The sequence below is a fragment of the Mesorhizobium sp. M1396 genome (assembly GCF_040317725.1).
Classification (GTDB): domain Bacteria; phylum Pseudomonadota; class Alphaproteobacteria; order Rhizobiales; family Rhizobiaceae; genus Mesorhizobium.
This window is the reverse complement of sequence record NZ_JAMYLA010000037.1, coordinates 15,735-34,004: the sequence shown is the minus strand read 5'-3', so window position 1 is coordinate 34,004 and position 18,270 is coordinate 15,735. Positions and strand designations below refer to the sequence as shown.

The following is an 18,270-nucleotide window of genomic DNA, read 5'->3' as shown; positions in this document are numbered from 1 at the left end:
GCAACATATGTTGCATCTTGCCCGCCCATGCCCCGCAATCGCTTTTCGATGAGCGTAAGGAACGCGTCGAAGGCGCTGTCGTTCGATCGGCCTTTCCCTAGAAGAGGAAAATTACAGTTGCCAGGCGTGACGCAGTTCGGCTGCGTTGGCTCTACGGAGGCCAAGTCCTAGCAGACTTCTCGATACAGCTGCGACCAACTCGGCGTTGGACTTGGCCATTGCCCCGTCAGCGAGCTGGCGATTGTTCTCAAAGCCGACGCGAACATGCCCCCGAGAAGGGCAGCCGCGGTCACGCAGGCGGCTTCGCGCTCGCCAAAGGCGCAAACGCTCCAATGAGCAAAACGGGGCTTGCTCGCGTCGATGAACGGCAACAGGTCCGCAGGATGCGATTTCTGGCCCAGGGTGTAACGTCCGAGCACAAAAAGAACCGGAACTGGCTCCATGGAACAAGACCACGGCGGTGATACTCCTCCAGGCGCAATGTCTCGTCTGCATCATAGAGGATTATCTGCGGCACAATCGATTCGGCCTGGAGCCAAGACAAGAACGACGCGAACTCGGTCTCATGAGCTTCCGTTGGCACTAGTTCGCGCAGCGCCAGCGAAACGGCCTCCGGCCGAGTTTCCTTTATCACCGCAATCTGTTCCTGCGATGCGTAGCGACCAAGCGATTCGCTAGTAACCTGAACGATCATTTTATCGCCAGCGGCCCGGCCGATCGCATCAATGACATCTCGAAATGCAGACGCATCGAGGACATGACGGCCATCCTGATCGCGCACATGGACATGAATAAGGCATGCTCCCGCATCGAGGCACTCTCGGGCCGTCCCGCGCCAGATCGGCCGATCCAAGCGGCAGCGAAGGATGGTCAACCTTGGTTAGCCGGCCGCCATTGGGCGCAACGCAAATTGCGGTCGGCCATTCAATTTCGATCATTCTTCACCCCTCCGAGCCAATTGTGTCTCCTCGCCCGAGTTGGCGCTAAAGACTCACCTCCCCGCCGGCGTCTCGACCCTCTGTAATCCAATATGATCCATGCAACTCACTTTTGCAATGTTGAAACATATGTTGCAAATCAAATTGCCTCTGTTATCGTGCCCGCAACCACGACCACCCCGTCCAGCGGATAACAGGAAGGAAATGATGTTTGAAACGGTTGCCTATGAAATCCAGGATAATGTCGCCGAAATTCGTCTGAATCGTCCGCACCGCCTGAACGCAGTGGTTCAGAAACTATACGACGAAGTCTTGGCAGCTCTCGATCAGGCTGAAAGAGATAAAAACGTACGCGTCATTGTCCTGACCGGAGAAGGCCGGGCGTTTTGTGTGGGCGCCGACTTGAAGGAGCACAAGGCTGGTCGCACGTCCTTTGATAGGCGACAATATCTGATGAGCGAACAAAGGGTGTGTAGACGTCTTGTCTCACATCCGAAGCCGGTTATTGCCGCCGTGAACGGCTATGCCCTCGGCGCCGGCGCCGAGATGGCTCTCGCTTGTGATTTTATGGTCATGGCCGCATCGGCGCGGATCGGATTTCCCGAAATTGGCCTTGGCGCGTTCCTCGGGGGTGGGGTTACGAATATCCTCCCACGACTTGTCGGCCTCGCAAAAGCGCGTGAGCTGATCTTCTTCGGCCGGCAGATCGACGGAGCGGAAGCGGTCCAGATTGGGCTGGCCTCACGCTGTATCCCCGACGAGGAGTTCGTTGAAGGCATTCGCACTTTGGCGAGCGAACTGTCAAAGAAGGCGCCATTCTCGATGCAGCTTGCCAAAGAGCAGTTGGCGTCAGCTGCTCACGGGACGTTCGACTCTGCTCTTACTGCTGAGCTTGAGGGCATGATGTTTTGTTCGACGACGCGCGATTGGCAGGAGGGCGTCGACGCCTTCGCCGAGAAGCGTTCGCCGACCTTTCGGGGGGAATAACATGGCGTCGAATGAACTCCTCAATATTCTGTCCCCCGACTCCATTGCGATCATCGGCGCATCAAATAACCGAGCAAAGAGGGGGTATCGGTCGCTAAGAAAACTCCTGGATGACGGCTATGCCGGAGCGATCTACCCAATTAATCCAAACGAGAGTGAAGTCTGCGGCATTAGGTGTCTGCCCGATTTGGGCAGCTTGCCGGGGCCCGTCGACCTTGCGCTGGTCTGTACTCCCGCCGCGACGGTTGCTTCAGTCATCGCCGAATGCGCCGCAAAAGGAGTGCGTGGCGCCGTGGTTCTTGCGGGTGGCTTTGCGGAGGCCGGAGGCGATGGTAGGCGGCTCCAGGATGCAATGCTAGCCGCTGCGCGGGCTGGCGGTGTTAGAATCATCGGGCCGAACACCTCGGGTATGTTCAATACTCATAAAATCTGCAATCTCGTCGGCTTTTCGGACTTGCGGAAAGGTAGTGTTGGCCTTTTGTCCCAATCCGGCAATATGGCTCTGTCGCTCGTCACGGAAGCTCAAGCCAACGGGCATGTGGGTTTGAGCACCTATGTGGGGGTAGGTAACGAGGCCGATATCCGGTTTGACGAGTACCTCGACTACTTTGCGGCCGATCCCGACACCGACGTGGTGATCGCCTACGTTGAAGGACTAAAAGATGGTCGTCGCTTTTTGAACGCCTTGAGGCGAATCTCGCTAGAGAAACCAGTCGTCATTTACAAATCGGGTCGGACAAGTGCTGGGCGCAGTTCCGCGAAGTCTCATACCGGCGCTTTGGCTGGCGAATATGCGGTCAGTGAGGGGGTTCTGAGGCAAGCCGGCGCAATCCTTGCACACCGGTCCGACGAGATCCTGCCGATCGCGGAAGCGCTGTCGCTGTTGCCGCCTCTGCGTTCGCGCCGCCTCGCCATTCTGGCGGATGGCGGAGGTCACGCAACAATTGCCGCCGACGCCTTATCGGAACGAGGACTGTTGCTAGCTCCCTTGAGTGAAGAAACGCGACGGCGGCTTGCGATGATGCTCCCTTCGGCCGCGTCGGTCATCAATCCAGTTGACGTGGCTGGGGCCACGGACACGGATCCGTCGGTGTTCGCCGCTTGCGCGGAGATTCTGTTGCAGGATCCGATGGTGGATGGACTTCTGATATCCGGTCTCTACGGCGGCTACGCGGTCCGTTTCTCACAAGACCTGCTCGCCGCAGAAATCGATGCCACGAACGTCATCGGCGCAATGCCACGTCGGTTCGGCAAGCCGGTGGTCGTTCACAGCCTCTACAGTGCGCTGCATGCAGATCAGCGGCCGTTAGCGCTCCTGGAGATGCGCCGCGCTGGTATCCCAGTGCACAGCTCCCTGGAAACGGCTGTGCGATGTATGCAGGCTTTGTCAGAGCGCGGTGAGGTGGACCGCACCTTCGCATTGTCGCCGCCAAAGCCAGCTCAGCACGGGAGAATCTTTGAGCAGGTTCTAGCACGATGCAGAGCCGAGGGCAGGCGGGTAGTTTTGGAGCACGAAGGGCGAGCCAGCTTGCGCGACTTCGGTCTGGATCTCGCTCCGGCTTTGCTGACTGGGGATGAAAAAGAGGCCGAAGAGGCTTTTCGCCGTCTCGGCACAAAGCCCGTCGCTATGAAAATCGTATGTCGCGACATCCTGCACAAGACGGAGGCGGGCGGCGTCCATCTCAACGTCCTCGACGTCGCATCGGTGCGCAGTGGCTTTCTTGAGATCGTCGCCAATGCCAAGGCTGCGGTAACCAATCCAAACATTGCAGGCGTCCTCGTCACTCCGATGGCAGCCAAGGGGGGCGTCGAGGTCATCGTCGGCGTCGTGCGAGATGCCACATACGGTCCCATCGTGATGTTCGGACTGGGCGGAGTCCTTGTCGAAGTTCTTAGGGATGTGGTGTTCCGTGCACTTCCGATCTCACGAAACGATGCCTTTACGATGCTGGACGAAATCAAGACGCAAGCGATTCTCGATGGCGTTCGCGGGGGAGCGCCGGTTGATCGAGACGCGCTTGCAGACTTGATGGTGAGTATTTCGGATTTCGTTGACGCGTTCCCTGATATCGACGAGCTCGACCTCAATCCCGTCCTTGCCTATCCCGAGGGTCTGGCCGTCCTCGATGTCCGCATCCTTCTCACCGAGTCCTCCGGAGCGCGGTCGTTACTGAAGGAAGGCATCGAGGCATGACCGATCTGCCGAAGCTCATCGACTCGAAACTCGAGGTTAGCGACCGCGTCGCCATGCTCGTGCTTGACCGCGACGACGTCCGCAACGAACTGACCGGGACGGGTCTGATAGACGACATCGTGCGGACGGTTGACTGGATCAATGGCGGTGCGGCCGTCTCGGTTCTGGTCATAACGGGGGCTGGCAAGGCGTTTTCCGCCGGCGGCAACGTCAAGGACATGCGGGACCGTAGAGGAAGCTTCGCCGGCGATGTGTTTGAGGTGCAGGAACGCTATCGCAGTGGCATCCAACGAATTGCGCTTGCCATGCATCGGCTGGAGGTACCCGTCATTTCTGCGGTCAACGGCGCGGCAATCGGTGCTGGTTTCGATCTGGCGACCATGTGCGACATCCGTATTGCAGCAGAGCACGCGGAATTCGGCTCCACGTTCATCAATCTTGGCATCGTACCGGGAGATGGCGGTGCCTGGTTCCTGCAGGATCTGCTCGGCCCCCAAAGGGCGGCGGAGCTGATCTTCACCGGGCGTCTGGTGCGCGCTGAGGAGGCTCTACGACTAGGAATCGTGATTGAGATCGCGGCAGCGTCCGAATTGCAGTCGCGAGCGCTGCAGCTTGCTGCAAACATTGCAGGAAAACCTCCCCAGGCACTTCGACTCGCAAAACGGCTGCTGAAGGCAGCGCGGCGATTGGACCTCCCCGATTTCCTCGATCTCTGCGCGGTATTTCAGGGCATTTGCCACAACACACAGGACCATGTTGAAGCGGTGGAAGCCTTCCTTGAGAAGCGCCCCGCTCAATTTCAAGGGCGGTGACTTCCCTTGTCAAATGGCTTCATCGGCAATCTACGATCCGCTTGGAGCATGTAAATCGAGAGTGAACCATACGTTGCAACCTGCCTCGATTTTGCTACTGACACCAACAGCGTTGGGCTAGGCCTTGGTTTTTGCAGGGCCGTCTGGCTTCCGGCCATACACTCAGACACGAGACTATTATGAGCAGAATTTTGCACCGCTCGACTGACGCCTCCCTGCCGGTGGCTATCGGCGGGCGTGGAATCGAGTTGTTCGACGCCGATGGCACATATATCGACGCGTCCGGTGGTGACGCGGTGTCATGCCTGCGTCATGGTCATCCGGAGGTGCTGGCGGTGTTGCACGCCCAACTCGACAAGCTCGCCTACGCTCATACGGGGTTCTTCACCTCGGAAATCGCCGAACGGCTGGCGGATCGCCTCGTCGCCGATTCGCCGGATGCATCGACTTGGTCTATCTCGTCAGCGGGAGATCAGAGGCTGTGGAGGCGGCACTGAAAATGGCGCGCCAGTACTTCGTAGAGAGGGGAGAAGGTCGGCGCCGGCACATCATCGCCCGCCGCCAAAGCTGCCATGGCAATACACTGGGAGCGCTGGCGACCGGTGGCAATGAACGGCGCCGAGCCAGTTCAAACAGCTGCTTATCGAAACCCACCACATTACGCCGAGCTATGCCTATCGTGGTCGCTTGGCCGCTGAAAGCGAGTATCAGTACGGAGAGCGCGTCGCCAACGAACTCGAGGCAAAACTTCTCGAGCTCGGACTTGAAGTGATTGCGTTTGTCGCGGAAACGGTCGTCGGCGCGACGGCCGGGGCAGTCCCGCCGGTAGAGGGCTATTTTAAAAAAATCCGGGAGATTTGTGACCGCTACGGCGTTCTGTTGATCCTGGACGAGGTCATGTGCGGCATGGGTCGGACTGGGTCTCTTCATGCCTTTGAACAGGAAGGCATAGTGCCGGATATTGTCGCAATTGCTAAGGGGCTGGGTGGAGGCTATCAGTCGATCGGTGCCGTGCTGTTCGGACACCGTATCTATGCGCCTTCGCTGCCGGATCAGGCTTTTTCCAGCATGGCCACACCTACATGGGGCAGCCGACGGCTGCGGCGGCCGCTCTTGCCGTGCAGGACGTGATCCGAGAGCATCAGCTTCTCGACAATCACCTTGCACGCCATCAATCGTACCGCCCATCGGATACACCATCAGTCCACGGGCCATGGCCTCTCGTTTCACGGCTGCGTGAACCTTACGCGAAGGGTCTAACGGCGGATTTGTGCCCACGATCAGCAACGATTTCTATGCCACGGAAAAAGCCGCGCCCGCGGATATCGCCGACATGTTGATGATTGTGGAAGCGCTCTCGAAGCTGACGGTTGAGCAATTCCCCCATCTGAACAACATGACCATATCCTTCTGGCGCCCCCATTCATCGCGAATGCAGGCCAGATCCATACGATTGTGGAACGTCTCGGCGATGCCCTGGATGCCGCACTTGACTACAGCGTTGATGGATCGAGATAGCCTGCGCCAACCAAGCGAAGGCCACAAGCACTGCGACAGACGTTGAAGATGACGCAACTCGTAGTTCAGCCCGTCGTCTCGCTCGGTTCGACGGATAGGAGAGTTATTACCTCGTATTTGAAGCGGATCTTTTCGCCGCATAATGCCTTGCCCCCCGTAGCACCTTCCATCCCGTCAAGACATATCGGTATGATCCATTTGCGCCACATACGTCATATGGAAAACATATGTTGCATATCAGGTCACGATGAGGTACACTTTGCTGTGAATCAGACTGGTCTTCATATCCACTTTTCGGGTGCGGGAATGGGCCCGCGCCAGACCAGGCCCAACAACATAGGGGAACGTCAAATGAACAAGCTGATAACGACTATAGCGGCGACCGCCTCGCTCGCAGTTGCCTCCGTGGCTCTTCCGGCTACGGCCAATGCTGGGGCCGTACTCGATAAAGTACTCCAAACCAAGACACTGACCGCGGCGGTCGGGACTGACTGGGGGAAGATGGCGTTCTTGAATGACAAGCACGAACTCGATGGATACGACATCGAGGTGGTGAAGAGCATTGCGAAGGGCTTGGGGGTGCAAGCAAAATTCGTGACGCCCAGCTGGGACGTGGTTGCGGCAGGCAAGTGGGAGGGCCGCTGGGACATGACCACGTGGATGACCCCGACCAAAGCCCGAGCTGAAAAATTTGATTTCCCGGCCGTTTACATTAACGATGAGGTGCTGGGCGCCGTTCACAAGGATAGCAAAGTAACCAAGCTTTCCGAACTGGAAGGCAAGGTGGTCGGCGTTGGTTCAGGCACAGCGGCGGAGCAATATGCCAATCACAAACTGGCTGCGGATTGGATCGGCGCTAGGCCAGTTGAATACCAATTCAAGGCGGGGGAGGTGAAGACCTATGCGAGCAGCAATGTGGCGTTCGATGATCTTCGGCTCGGCGATGGTGTTCGTCTTGATGCAGTCCTTGGTGACGGTTCGCTTGTGCAGGATGCGATCAAGGCTGGTTACCCACTTAAGGAGATCGGCGTCGCATTTGACACGCCGGCAGCTATTGCAATTGCACCGGGCGACAAGGAATTTAGCGACAAGATTGCCGCCATTGTCCAGGGCATGAAGGACGATGGCTCGCTCTCCAAGCTGTCGATTAAGTGGTTCGGGGTGGATCGCTCCGCCAAGTAAAGGTCGCGAAGCTGGAGCGGTCCGGGCCTTGCCCGGACCGCTTTCTTTTCGAAAGGGTTGTCGATGCTCTATGCGGATACAGTTGAATCAGAGGTGCTCGTCCACAAGCCGTTGTTCATCGCCTCGGTCTTTGTAGTCGTGCTTTCGATTTGTTTTATGGTCAACCTCACTGGCACGACCATGGGCGAGCTTATGCGGCCAGTCATCGGCGATCCGCTGGAGAGCGGCCTTTACGGCCGTTTCGCGATCGCGTTTGTGATCGCGATGATTTTCTGTCTGAACATTGCACTGATCGGCTTTGCTCATCTGAAAGTGCAAATCGCCATCGTATGGGCAGAGCTGCTGCTTCTGTTTCTCGCCTTCTTCGCTGTTTTTAACTTGAGTCTGCCTTTTATTTTGCAGAATCTTCCATTCCTTATCACGCAAGGAGTTGTGACCACTCTCTATATTTCAGCCATTTCGCTCGTCTTTGCGTCGACCATCGGAATAATTGCTGCCATAGCGAAACTGTCAAGCAATGGTTTTGCCTACGGGATCGCCACCTTTTACACCTCGTTTTTTCGCGGTCTGCCTCTTCTGATGCAGATTTACCTAATCTATCTCGGGCTACCGCAGTTGGGCATTATAATGAATGCCGTGCCATCAGGCATTTTAGCGCTTTCGCTGTGCGTTGGCGCATACATGACGGAAATCTTCCGCGCCGGAATCCAAAGCATCGACCGCGGCCAATGGGAAGCATCGCGATCGTTAGGGTTTGGCTTTGGGCTTACGATGCGCAAGATCATCATGCCCCAGGCGCTTCCTGTGATCATCCCGCCTATGGGAAACACTTTCATCGGGATGCTGAAGGATAGCTCGCTGGTCTCGGTTCTCGGCGTGTGGGAATTGACATTCCTTGCTCGCACACTTGGCCAAGCAACCTTCCATCACATGGAGATGCTGGTAGCGGCGGCAATTATCTATTGGATACTGTCCGTCTGCCTCGAGTTGATCCAATCCAAGATTGAGCGTTATTTTGCCAGGAGCAAGGTACGATGACCGTCGACAGCATACACCAAGTAGAGCGCGGCAGGCAAAGCTCTCTAAAAGCGCCCCTCGATGGGCTGCTTCCAGGGTCAAGTCCTGATAGAAAATCATCGAGCCGGAGGCAGGCCAAATTGAACGACAGAGTCATCGAAGCCAGGAACGTCTCAAAGTGGTATGGCGGCTTCAGGGCATTGACGGACGTCAGCCTCACTGTCCGAAAGGGTGAACGCGTCGTTATCTGCGGCCCCTCCGGATCGGGAAAGTCGACGCTGATCCGCTGCTTCAACCGGCTTGAGGCACACCAGGAGGGCGAGATCACCGTTAACGGGATCAGGTTGCACGGCAAGATGCGCGACCTGGCTGCAGTTCGCAAGAATGTCGGCATGGTGTTCCAGCATTTCAATCTCTTCCCGCACATGACCGTGCTGATGAACTGCATGGCCGCTCCGATGTGGATCAAGGGCGTGCCAGAGACCGAGGCAAAGAGGCTCGCGCTCAAATTCCTCGAGCGCGTGCGCATACCGGAGCAGGCGAACAAATATCCGGGTCAGCTCTCCGGAGGACAGCAGCAGCGCGTCGCAATTGCCCGTTCCCTCTGCATGGAGCCTGCCGTCATGCTCTTCGATGAACCCACCTCTTCGCTCGATCCGGAAATGGTGTCGGAAGTGCTCGAAACCATGACCAGTCTCGCGCGCGACGGCATGACAATGGTTTGCGTCACCCACGAGATGGGCTTCGCACGATCCGTTGCCGACCGCGTCATCTTCATGGACGCCGGCCTAATCGTCGAAGTGGGCGCCCCAAACGACTTCTTCACCAACCCTCAGCACCCAAGAACCAAACTGTTCCTCAGCCAGATCTTGAAACACTGATAGTTTGTGGTTCACCTGAGTATTGGTTATTGGCTGCGCTTAAGATTGACATTAGAAATGAGTATCGTTGTGGCAAATTGCGTTTGCTGCGTGACAGTACGTGGAGACTACAATGCATATAGATGCAGTCGTTCATGACCTGCTCGGCCGGCAGGGCGAGATTGTGGATAACCTTTGCGACTTCTTACGGATACCAAGTGTAAGCACGGACCCGGCGTTCATAGGAGGGATGCGCGACGCGCAAACGTTTCTTGTGAACTGGCTCGAGCGCATTGGCCTCAGCGATGTCCAGCTTCTCGATGGCGGTGGTCACCCAGCCGTTTACGGAGCTTGGAACGGTGCGCTGGGAAAACCTACCTTGCTTATCTATGGACATTATGATGTTCAGCCCCCCGACCCGCTAGACGCTTGGGTAACTCCACCTTTCGAACCAACCGTCCGCGAGGGACGGCTCTACGCGCGCGGCGCATCGGACGTAAAGGGCTCGACTGTCATCGCGCTCGAAACCATCGCTGCCTTTCTGAAAATCCGGGGCGTCTGCCCCGTGAACATCAAAGTATTTTTGGAGGGAGAAGAGGAAACCAATAGTCCAAGTTTGCGGGCGATTGTGGAACGGTACGGCGACTTGCTGCAGGCTGATGGAATGATATCCGCTGATGGCTCGCGAGCGCATTCCGAAATCCCGACGATTAATGTCGGCGCGCGCGGAATTGTAGAGTTTGAGATCTCGCTTCGAACGGCCGATAAGGACGTTCATTCTGGTCGGTACGGCGGCGCGATCCGGAACGCCGCACATGAGATGGCGAGGGTAATCGCTTCGTTACATGACGAGGATGGCGCGATCGCGATCCCGGGATTGCTGGCGGCCCTCCCGCCTGTTTCTGTGAACGCCCGAGCGGAGACGGCCAGATTTCTCTTCGACGAGGCCGCTTTCGTCAAGGGTGTTGGCGCGCGCGCCCACGGGGAACAGGGCCTTTCGATGCGTGAACAGCTAACGCTTCGACCGGCCTTGGACGTAAACGGGATGTGGGGAGGTCACACCGGGGTCGGCTACAAAACAGTGATCCCAAGTACAGCCCACGCCAAACTGTCGTTGAGAACCGTGCCGGGACAAAACCCCGATGAAGTTTTAAACGCGCTTAAGGCTCATCTGCGTGCTGTTTGCCCCCCGGATGTTGAACTCTCGATCGATGACCCGGGAACTGGGTGCCGCGCCTTCGACCTGCCCACTGGGCACCCCCTCGTGCTTGCCGCTAAGAGAGTCTTGTTTGAGGCGACCGGACAAGAGCCGGTACTCGTGCGACTAGGCGCGACCATCCCCATCACCGTGATCTTTCAAGAGTTGCTCGGGGTTCAAACGCTGATGTTCGGCTTTGCCCTTCCGGACGAGGATATCCATGCGCCCAACGAATTCTTCCGGTTGGCCTCGTTGGCGGAAGGCCTTTCTGCATGGCCAAGGTTGCTAGAGCAAGTCGGTGAGCTCAGCGTCGATGGGTTTCGATTGATAGCCACAACGGACAACAAAGAGCGCCCTTAGTGCAGTTGGTGTTAGCCTCAATCAATTGCGCCGCTTTACCAATAACATTTAACGGAAGATCGACATGATGAAAGAACTGCATTTCACGGTTGCTGAGTTCCAGGCTCGTCTGGCGGCTGTCAAACAGGAAATGGCAAAACGGGGGATCGATGTCCTACTTTTATCAGAACCGCCGAACCAGAATTATCTCACGGGCTACAATTCAGATTCATACTATACTCCGCAAATGGTGATTGTGGCGCTCGACCGCAAGGAACCTATTTGGGTGGGTCGATTGATGGACCGAATCTCCGCGATAATGACCACCTACCTTGCCGATGACAACATTAGAGCGTATCCCGAGTCGCATGTGCATTCTCCCGTGCTTTCGGCGTACGACATTATGGCCGACATTGTTAAGGAAATTGGCGGCGAAAAGGCCCGCGTCGGCGTAGAGATGGGCGGATACTACTACTCCGCTCGCGCACACGCAGATCTTGTCCGGGCGCTCCCGCTCGCCGAGTTTGTGGATGCCGATCTGCTCGTTGGGTGGATCAGGCTCGTCAAGAGTCCGGCCGAACTGGCGATCATGCGTCAAGCTGGCCAGATCGCCGATGCGACAATGCGGCGTGTGAATGATATGGTTGAGGTGGGTGTGCGCGAGTGCGATATCGCTGCCGCTGTCTATCAGCAACAAATATCTGGCACACCTGAGTTCGGAGGTGACTATCCTTGCTACCCTCCAGTTCTGTGCATAGGTGAGCGCTCTGTTGCTCCGCATGCCGTTTGGACAGATCAGCCGGTGCAGAATTCGACCGTGATTAATCTTGAGCTGTCAGGATGCCGACACCGCTACACGGTCTTCCTCGCCCGCACGATTGTTGTTGGCACGCCCTCAGCCGCATTTATAGACCTGTCAAAAATCGCCGTAGAGGGCCTGAACGTCTGCCTTGAAAGTGTTCGACCCGGGCGAACCTGTTCAGAGGTGTTCATCGCATTTCATGAAGCCCTCGCTCGCCATGGAATCGAAAGGGAAGGCAGAATCGGGTATCCTACGGGCATCGGATTTCCTCCATCGGGCGGAGAGCGTACAGCCAGTATCCGAAAGGACGACAGAACGGTTCTTCAACCAGGTATGGTATTTCACCTGATGACCGGCCTGTGGCTCGACGATGCCGGCGTTACAATTACGCAGAGCTTTGCTGTGACCGAACAAGGCCATGAGCCTTTGACGATGACGCCGCGCAAGCTATTCGCCAAATAGGTTGGACAATTAAGTCATGACATTGCAAACACTTACCGCTATTGGAATTCTCGAGCTTGACGAAGGGCAGGCACTTAGTGGTTGCTTACACGCTCCTAGGGACCACTCCCTCCTGAACCCGGCCACCTTCGGCCGACCAATTCTTACTGAGATCGTTGAAGGTGCATTTGCGGAGGTAGTGATCGCCGGGGATCCCTCGCTAGAGGAAGCTTGTGTTCGAGCAGCCCGGCGATTGGTCGAACGCGGCGCTGGCTTGATTGTGGGGGACTGTGGTTTTTTGATCAGGCATCAGGCGGCAGTGTCCGCGGCAGTGAACGTGCCCGTGGCGATGTCAAGCCTCCTCTTTATTCCGGCATTGTTGCAACAACTGGCGCCTGCCCAAAAGCTTGCCGTCATAACGGCTGACTCAAAGCACTGCAGTGAAGACCTGTTCGGTATCGACAATCCTGCACATCGAGCAAGAGTCGTTGTAGGCGGGATCGAAGGCGGTGAGTACGTGCGTAACGCGGTTGCGCGCCCGTTAGTCCGAGTCAGTCTCGATCAGATCGAGCGGGAGGTAGCGGCTTGCATCACTCGACTCCGCGCTGAGCATCCTGAGATCGGAGCGCTACTCTTTGAGTGCACTGGGTTTCCGGTCGTCACTGGTGCTCTACGCCGTAGCACAAAGCTTCCAATCTACGACATTACGGACCTATGCAAGTTGACGATTGGCGCAGTTGCCTGACGCGGAGTTGTATAAAGTTCTGTTGGGCGGATAGTTCGCAATGAGTGATATCGAGGCAACTCAACGTGGCTTTGGTACCCGGCTGCTATTAGTGCGCCACAGGTGATGCGATCGGTTCCGCGGAGATTGCGAACTCTACCCATCCGTCGCCCGCGAGGGTCATATGTGACCTGAGAACCCTGAACTTCCTCCAGGTTTGGATAGAGTCCGTCGATCAAGGAGACGGACGATGCGACGCTCGCGGTTTGCGTGTTTCAGAAATTCGCGGCATCCATTCCGCTAATTCGCGGACAGCGATTTCAGTAATTGCGGGACAGTGATTCCGCTAATTCCCGGACAGTTTTTGACCTGAGACCCTGATCTCCTCCGGTTTGAGTGAGAGTCCTGTGTTTCGTGCTCTGGTCCCATTGTCGCGCTGTATTTAAAGGTGAGACTGCTCGCCTAATGATCGCAAGCCCTTAGCCTTGTACTTAAATTGAGAATTTGCGTTTAATTTGAGATTCGCGCTTGGCTCGCTGCAGTTAATGTGAGATTCTGACGGTCTAACGTTAGTTTGAATTGTTCGCAGGCAGCATGGGCGACGACAGCAATGATCATGGGGAGCGAGCGCGTTGGAACGAGGCTTGCCGCCGCGAAGACGCAATCCGCAAACTCGTGGAGCGGTATCCAAAAGGTCTGAGCGGTCAGGCTGTAGCGGATCTGGCTTGGGAACTGGACCTCAGCCGGGCCACTCTCTACAGGATGATCAAGCTGTTTCGAGCAGGTGGCACTGTAAGTTCACTGATGGACCGCAAGCGCGGTCGGCGCCAGGGACATCGCGCCCTCGACAAAGATCGAGAAGCCCTCGTGCGACGAACGATTGAAAGCTTTTATCTCAAGCCGACACGCCCTTCTTTCGCGCAGTTGGTTCGGCGGGTCCAAATAGCCTGCGCAGCAGCCGGCCTTGCTCCGCCAAACTGGCGCACTATCAAATCGCGGGTTGAAGGGATCGATCTACAGGTGAGGGGGCGTAAGCGCGGCGAGATCGAGGTCGTCAAAGCTACAACAGCCACGCCAGGTGCCCTATCGGCGGCGCGGCCGCTTGAACTTGTGCAAATCGATCATACCAAAGTTGACGTATTCGTTGTCAACGAAGAAACGCGTCTGCCGCTTGGACGGCCCTGGCTGACACTGGCGTTGGACATCTTTTCTCGGATGGTGACGGGCCTCTACCTGACCATGGAGGCGCCGTCGCGATTATCGACAAGCCTGGGCATACTACACTCGGTATTCGACAAAACCCAATGGTTGCAGGAGAGGGGTATCCATGAAGCGTGGCCCGTGGCCGGTTTGCCGGGAACGATACATGTTGACAACGGCGCGGACTTTCGAAGTCATGCATTCGAACGTGCTTGCCGGGACAACGGCATAAAGATTGATTGGCGTCCGCCGGGAACGCCCCATTTCGGCGGCCACATCGAACGGTTGATCGGAACGCAGATGGGCGCGGTTCACCTGCTGCCAGGATCGACCTCAAGCAACATCGAGGAACGGCGCGAGTATGATGCCAAACGCCATGCGACACTGACGCTTCGAGAGCTTGAGCGCTACATCGCACTCGAGATCGTTGGGCAATACCATCATGCTATCCATGGCGCACTCCGTCGGCCACCGATTGCGGTCTGGCGACAGCAGGAGAGCGAGTTGGTGTTGCGCCTGCCGAACGATCGTATGCAGTTCTGGATTTCCTTCCTGCCGGAGGCAGAGCGAACATTGCGCCCGACAGGCATCCATCTTTTTAACATCCGCTACTGGTCGCCTGCTCTGGCCGCGGACATTGGGCGAACCAGGGCCCGCCTGATTGTGAAATACGACCCCCGCGATTTGTCGCGCGTCTTTGTTAAGCGTCCCTCAGGCAGCTTTGTTGAGGCTCGCTAGCCGATGTGACACTCGCGCCGATTACGCTCTGGGAGGCGCAGGCTGCCCGGCGCAAACTCAACGCTCAGGGCAAACGCGAAATTGAGATGCACGTGCTTATTCGCACTGCGCTCTCACAGCGAGAACTGATCGAGCAGGCGAAACACAAGACACAAGGGCGCCAGCGGCTTGCGAAAACGAATGTGGATGACGATGAAGTGGGCTCGCTTCGGGGCGTCGATTCAAGCAAACCTGTTCCCTCCGTCGAAGATCTGGATTGAGCCCCTTTGAGCACGGATAACATCCATCTGACGCAGGCGGCCAAAGAGCTCCTCGGCGAGCCCGATATTGTCCGAGTTCGCGCGATTCAGGCTCGCCGATGGATATTTTATCCGCGCGCCAAGCAGGCACTCGATCGTCTCAACCTGCTGGTCGGCCATCCGCGCGGCACGCGCATGCCCTCAGTCGCCATCTACGGCGACAGTGGCATGGGCAAGACGATGATCATGGAAAAATTCTGCGACAATAACCCCTCCTATTTTGATCCGACGACCGGCGTTCAGGCTATGCCGGTTCTGGCAATCGAGATGACCGGCAAGCCAGGTGAGCGCCGTTTATATGCCGAGATCCTCGCTACACTTGGAGCACCACAGGCGACGCGCCATGGCGATTTCTATGGCGTCGCACCGTTCACGATGCTTCGCCATGCCGTTCCGGAGGCAACATCATTGCGGCAAACCGATACAAACGTGGGGCCAACCGTCGCCGTTCACATTGCGAGGCTGTTTCGAACCCAAGCTTCGACAATCTTGGCAATGACCACGTCCGGGTACCCGAAATCTGCAGCGCGGTTCGTCGCGCCACGTGCCATTCAATGCTGCATCCACTGCTGTGAGCAAAACAGATCGCGAGGAGCCGCCACTGCGGTACAAAGAAGCTGGATCGAGGGTTGGCGGATAACTTGTCCCGTTTGTAGACAACGGCTGCAAGAGACGAGGGTGGGGGCATCTGCCCTCACAAGCACGTCATCGCCGTTCGAGGATCTTTGGGTAAATGCCGTCCACGGGGAGCGCCTCATCGATCGGTCGCTAACGGTACCATTGGTCGGTAGGGTGTCGCCAATCGACATAGTCCGTTTACTCCTCATCAGACGATGCCCGAAGCCATCCCGTCATCAGGCATCGATTGGCCACTGCACCGTCCTTGGCGCCGTCGTTCCGAGTTTCGATGAACTTGTAGCCGAACAGGGACTCCCAAGACCTACGATTGCAAGACCGATCTTGCCTATTGGGCTTCGCATGGCGCTCCTCGCAGGCGTCTCAATCGTCTATCAGGCAGGTCCGGCGTTAGCCTCCGAACTCAAGCGCCAAACGCTTGGAGCCCACTATACGCGGTTCGCTGTAATCGACGCCGGCATCTCGGTTTCGAGAAACTCTCAACCGCTGCAGGTGAATTGAGACTCAGGGGGCATTGAATCTCATGATTAGGTGCAGCGGTTTGGCGAGGTGGGCGCAATCTCACATTTAAGTGCAGTGCGACATCTTGGATCAATGCTGAACCGAGCGGATGGTATCGAGCGCGTCTGGTATGGCATCCCACGCAGGCTCACCAGGGGCGAAGCGCGCTCTAAGGTAGCCAACAAGTTCGATTAAATCGTCATCATCCGGCCGGCGGCAGCGTGTGGCTCTCGCCCGTGCGATCGTCACCAAGCCGCGTGTTCTGTTGCTCGATAAGCCATTGGACGCGCTGGACAAGGCCGCTGCGTGTCGACATGCAGATCGCGCTCAAGCGCATCCAGCGCGAGATCGGCATCATCACCATCTTCGTCACCCCCGACCAAGAGGAAGCGCTGACGATGAGCGACCGCTTAGGCATCTTGCGCGACGGCCGGTTGGTGCAGGAAGGCCGCCGGAGGAAATCTACGACCGGCGGAAAAGCGAGTCCGCTGTCACCTTCCTTGGTGAAGCCAACATCTTTCGCGTCACCCGACGGGCAATGGCATCAGGCTGCCCGATGGCACGGCGATAACTGCCGGCGTGGGCCCGACGCTTGCCGCAGGGGCCAAGGCGAGCTCTGCCGTTAGGCCGGAGCGCATTCGGATTGCCACCGACGCCGATGTCCCGGATGCGGCCAATGCCAACATGCTGAAGGGCCAGGTTTCCAAGCGCATCTTCGCCGGCAATAAAAGCACGTACTTCGTCGAGCGCGCCGGCCAGACGTTGAAGGTATGTGCAGAACACTGGCATCGAGAGGTTGGCCGAAGGCCAGGATGTGGTGTTGGGCTGGCCGCCGGAAAGGACGGTGTTGGTCGCTTATGTCCGCTTTATCACGTCAGGGATTGTCGCGAAGCACGCCGCCCGTTGCAAGATAGTCCTGCCATGGCCTTCCGGCGTGGCGTCATGGCAGTCTCGATGTGGATACCAGACATGCGGCCGTCGTCCATCGACATGTCCACAACAACGACGCAACACTGTGACCTTGGGTCGTAGGGTTGCGGCTAGGCATGCCTCAAGGGAGGTACGACCGCGCTTTGCCTGACTTCCCAGCGCAATTCTTTGCTGAGCCAATCGTAGCGTCTCAATAGAGATTTGGGACAAGGCTTTATGGGTGCTGCAGAGAATGTATGCTCGATCCTTCGCTTGAACGAAGAGCAGTAATAGGCGGCCGCGACAACGCTGATCTCCCACTATCATCGGGCTTACGTCGCCGATAAATGTTACACGCCGTCGTTCTCGGCAAGCAGTGAGGGGAAGACGATGGCTCGAGAAAATAGCAGCAAGCTAGACAAGGAAGACCGCCAAATCCTGAACATAATTCAGCGGGACTGCCTAAGACCTGTCGAGCAAATCGCGTTCGAGACCGGGCTGTCGGCATCTTCTGTGCAACGTCGGGTACGGAGGATGAGGACTGAGGGTGTCATTGAGAGACAAGTCGCGGTCGTAGACGCAAAAAAGCTGGGCTTTCCCCTTACGTTCGTGGCGGCACTCGAAGTCGAACGTGAGCGCAAAGAGCTTCTCGTGCGGCTCAAACAATGGCTGGAACGAGAAGAGGCAATCCAGCAGGCTATCTACGTTACAGGCGCGGCCGATGTCATTCTTACTGTGATAGCGCCTGACATCGAGGCGTACGACGAACTAACGCAACGGCTATTGGAGGATAACCCGAACGTCCGGCGGCTCACCACAAGCGTGGGACTGCAGGTGTACAAACGCGGACTTTTTGTGCCAACGGGATCGCCGTGAAAGTGAGCCCCTGAGAAGCGCGGGATAATAGCTACCCGCGCTTCTCAGACTGTCAATGACCACGGAATCGGGACCCTGCTTTTTCGCGCAAAAGGGGGT

At 57.1% G+C, this 18,270-nt stretch carries 13 protein-coding genes and 3 pseudogenes; 15 read left to right on the top strand and 1 reads right to left on the bottom strand.

The annotated features are described in order from the left end of the window. Window positions 1–111: 111 nt before the first annotated feature. A pseudogene (locus NKH02_RS22740) lies at window positions 112–938 on the bottom strand (beta-keto acid cleavage family enzyme). A 207-nt stretch (window positions 939–1,145) separates the two neighbouring features. Between NKH02_RS22740 and NKH02_RS22735 the strand changes: the two are divergent. The 15 genes and pseudogenes from NKH02_RS22735 (at window position 1,146) to NKH02_RS22660 (ending at window position 18,171) form a co-directional block, all read left to right on the top strand. Beyond that, entirely contained in the window at window positions 1,146–1,925 is a 780-nt protein-coding gene (locus NKH02_RS22735; RefSeq protein ID WP_352881622.1) for an enoyl-CoA hydratase/isomerase family protein, read from the top strand. Window position 1,926: 1 nt separating this feature from the next. After that, window positions 1,927–4,119, top strand: a complete 2,193-nt coding sequence (locus tag NKH02_RS22730) for an acetate--CoA ligase family protein (RefSeq protein ID WP_352881620.1) — start codon at window positions 1,927–1,929, stop codon at window positions 4,117–4,119. Beyond that, a complete protein-coding gene (locus NKH02_RS22725; RefSeq protein ID WP_352881619.1) occupies window positions 4,116–4,931 on the top strand; it encodes an enoyl-CoA hydratase-related protein in 816 nt (271 codons plus the stop codon). Before NKH02_RS22730 ends, NKH02_RS22725 begins: the two co-directional genes overlap by 4 nt. Window positions 4,932–5,110: 179 nt before the next feature. Beyond that, window positions 5,111–6,449: pseudogene (locus NKH02_RS22720) on the top strand (aspartate aminotransferase family protein). A gap of 351 nt (window positions 6,450–6,800) precedes the next feature. Beyond that, the gene (locus NKH02_RS22710; RefSeq protein WP_352881617.1) at window positions 6,801–7,631 is read left to right on the top strand and encodes a transporter substrate-binding domain-containing protein; all 831 of its coding nucleotides are present in this window, start codon (window positions 6,801–6,803) and stop codon (window positions 7,629–7,631) included. A 63-nt stretch (window positions 7,632–7,694) separates the two neighbouring features. Next, the gene (locus tag NKH02_RS22705) at window positions 7,695–8,669 is read left to right on the top strand and encodes an amino acid ABC transporter permease (protein ID WP_352881615.1); all 975 of its coding nucleotides are present in this window, start codon (window positions 7,695–7,697) and stop codon (window positions 8,667–8,669) included. A gap of 119 nt (window positions 8,670–8,788) precedes the next feature. Next, complete coding sequence (locus tag NKH02_RS22700; RefSeq protein ID WP_352881614.1) at window positions 8,789–9,529, top strand: amino acid ABC transporter ATP-binding protein; 741 nt, start codon at window positions 8,789–8,791, stop codon at window positions 9,527–9,529. 112 nt (window positions 9,530–9,641) lie between these two features. Next, complete coding sequence (locus NKH02_RS22695; RefSeq protein ID WP_352881611.1) at window positions 9,642–11,066, top strand: M20/M25/M40 family metallo-hydrolase; 1,425 nt, start codon at window positions 9,642–9,644, stop codon at window positions 11,064–11,066. Between the two features lie 64 nt (window positions 11,067–11,130). After that, window positions 11,131–12,309, top strand: coding sequence for a M24 family metallopeptidase (locus NKH02_RS22690; protein WP_352881609.1), 1,179 nt, complete (start codon window positions 11,131–11,133; stop codon window positions 12,307–12,309). 16 nt (window positions 12,310–12,325) lie between these two features. Further along, complete coding sequence (locus NKH02_RS22685; protein WP_352881607.1) at window positions 12,326–13,033, top strand: aspartate/glutamate racemase family protein; 708 nt, start codon at window positions 12,326–12,328, stop codon at window positions 13,031–13,033. A 573-nt stretch (window positions 13,034–13,606) separates the two neighbouring features. Beyond that, on the top strand, window positions 13,607–14,950 hold the full coding sequence (locus tag NKH02_RS22680) for a TnsB C-terminal domain-containing protein (protein WP_352881606.1): 1,344 nt from the start codon (window positions 13,607–13,609) through the stop codon (window positions 14,948–14,950). Window positions 14,951–14,955: 5 nt separating this feature from the next. Next, window positions 14,956–15,210 (top strand): hypothetical protein, encoded by a 255-nt coding sequence (locus NKH02_RS22675; protein ID WP_352881605.1) that lies wholly within the window; start codon window positions 14,956–14,958, stop codon window positions 15,208–15,210. Between the two features lie 6 nt (window positions 15,211–15,216). Then, entirely contained in the window at window positions 15,217–16,386 is a 1,170-nt protein-coding gene (locus NKH02_RS22670) for a TniB family NTP-binding protein (protein ID WP_352881603.1), read from the top strand. Window positions 16,387–16,588: 202 nt separating this feature from the next. Next, a pseudogene (locus NKH02_RS22665) lies at window positions 16,589–17,242 on the top strand (ABC transporter ATP-binding protein); the annotation flags it as partial. 443 nt (window positions 17,243–17,685) lie between these two features. Then, window positions 17,686–18,171, top strand: coding sequence for an Lrp/AsnC family transcriptional regulator (locus NKH02_RS22660; protein ID WP_352881601.1), 486 nt, complete (start codon window positions 17,686–17,688; stop codon window positions 18,169–18,171). The last annotated feature ends 99 nt before the right edge of the window (window positions 18,172–18,270 follow it).

Bases quoted from the DNA above. Each gene is read 5' to 3' on its own strand.
- NKH02_RS22735 (WP_352881622.1), top strand. From the start codon at position 1,146: ATGTTTGAAACGGTTGCCTATGAAATCCAGGATAATGTCGCCGAAATT.
- NKH02_RS22730 (WP_352881620.1), top strand. From the start codon at position 1,927: ATGGCGTCGAATGAACTCCTCAATATTCTGTCCCCCGACTCCATTGCG.
- NKH02_RS22725 (WP_352881619.1), top strand. From the start codon at position 4,116: ATGACCGATCTGCCGAAGCTCATCGACTCGAAACTCGAGGTTAGCGAC.
- NKH02_RS22710 (WP_352881617.1), top strand. From the start codon at position 6,801: ATGAACAAGCTGATAACGACTATAGCGGCGACCGCCTCGCTCGCAGTT.
- NKH02_RS22705 (WP_352881615.1), top strand. From the start codon at position 7,695: ATGCTCTATGCGGATACAGTTGAATCAGAGGTGCTCGTCCACAAGCCG.
- NKH02_RS22695 (WP_352881611.1), top strand. From the start codon at position 9,642: ATGCATATAGATGCAGTCGTTCATGACCTGCTCGGCCGGCAGGGCGAG.
- NKH02_RS22690 (WP_352881609.1), top strand. From the start codon at position 11,131: ATGATGAAAGAACTGCATTTCACGGTTGCTGAGTTCCAGGCTCGTCTG.
- NKH02_RS22685 (WP_352881607.1), top strand. From the start codon at position 12,326: ATGACATTGCAAACACTTACCGCTATTGGAATTCTCGAGCTTGACGAA.
- NKH02_RS22680 (WP_352881606.1), top strand. From the start codon at position 13,607: ATGGGCGACGACAGCAATGATCATGGGGAGCGAGCGCGTTGGAACGAG.
- NKH02_RS22660 (WP_352881601.1), top strand. From the start codon at position 17,686: ATGGCTCGAGAAAATAGCAGCAAGCTAGACAAGGAAGACCGCCAAATC.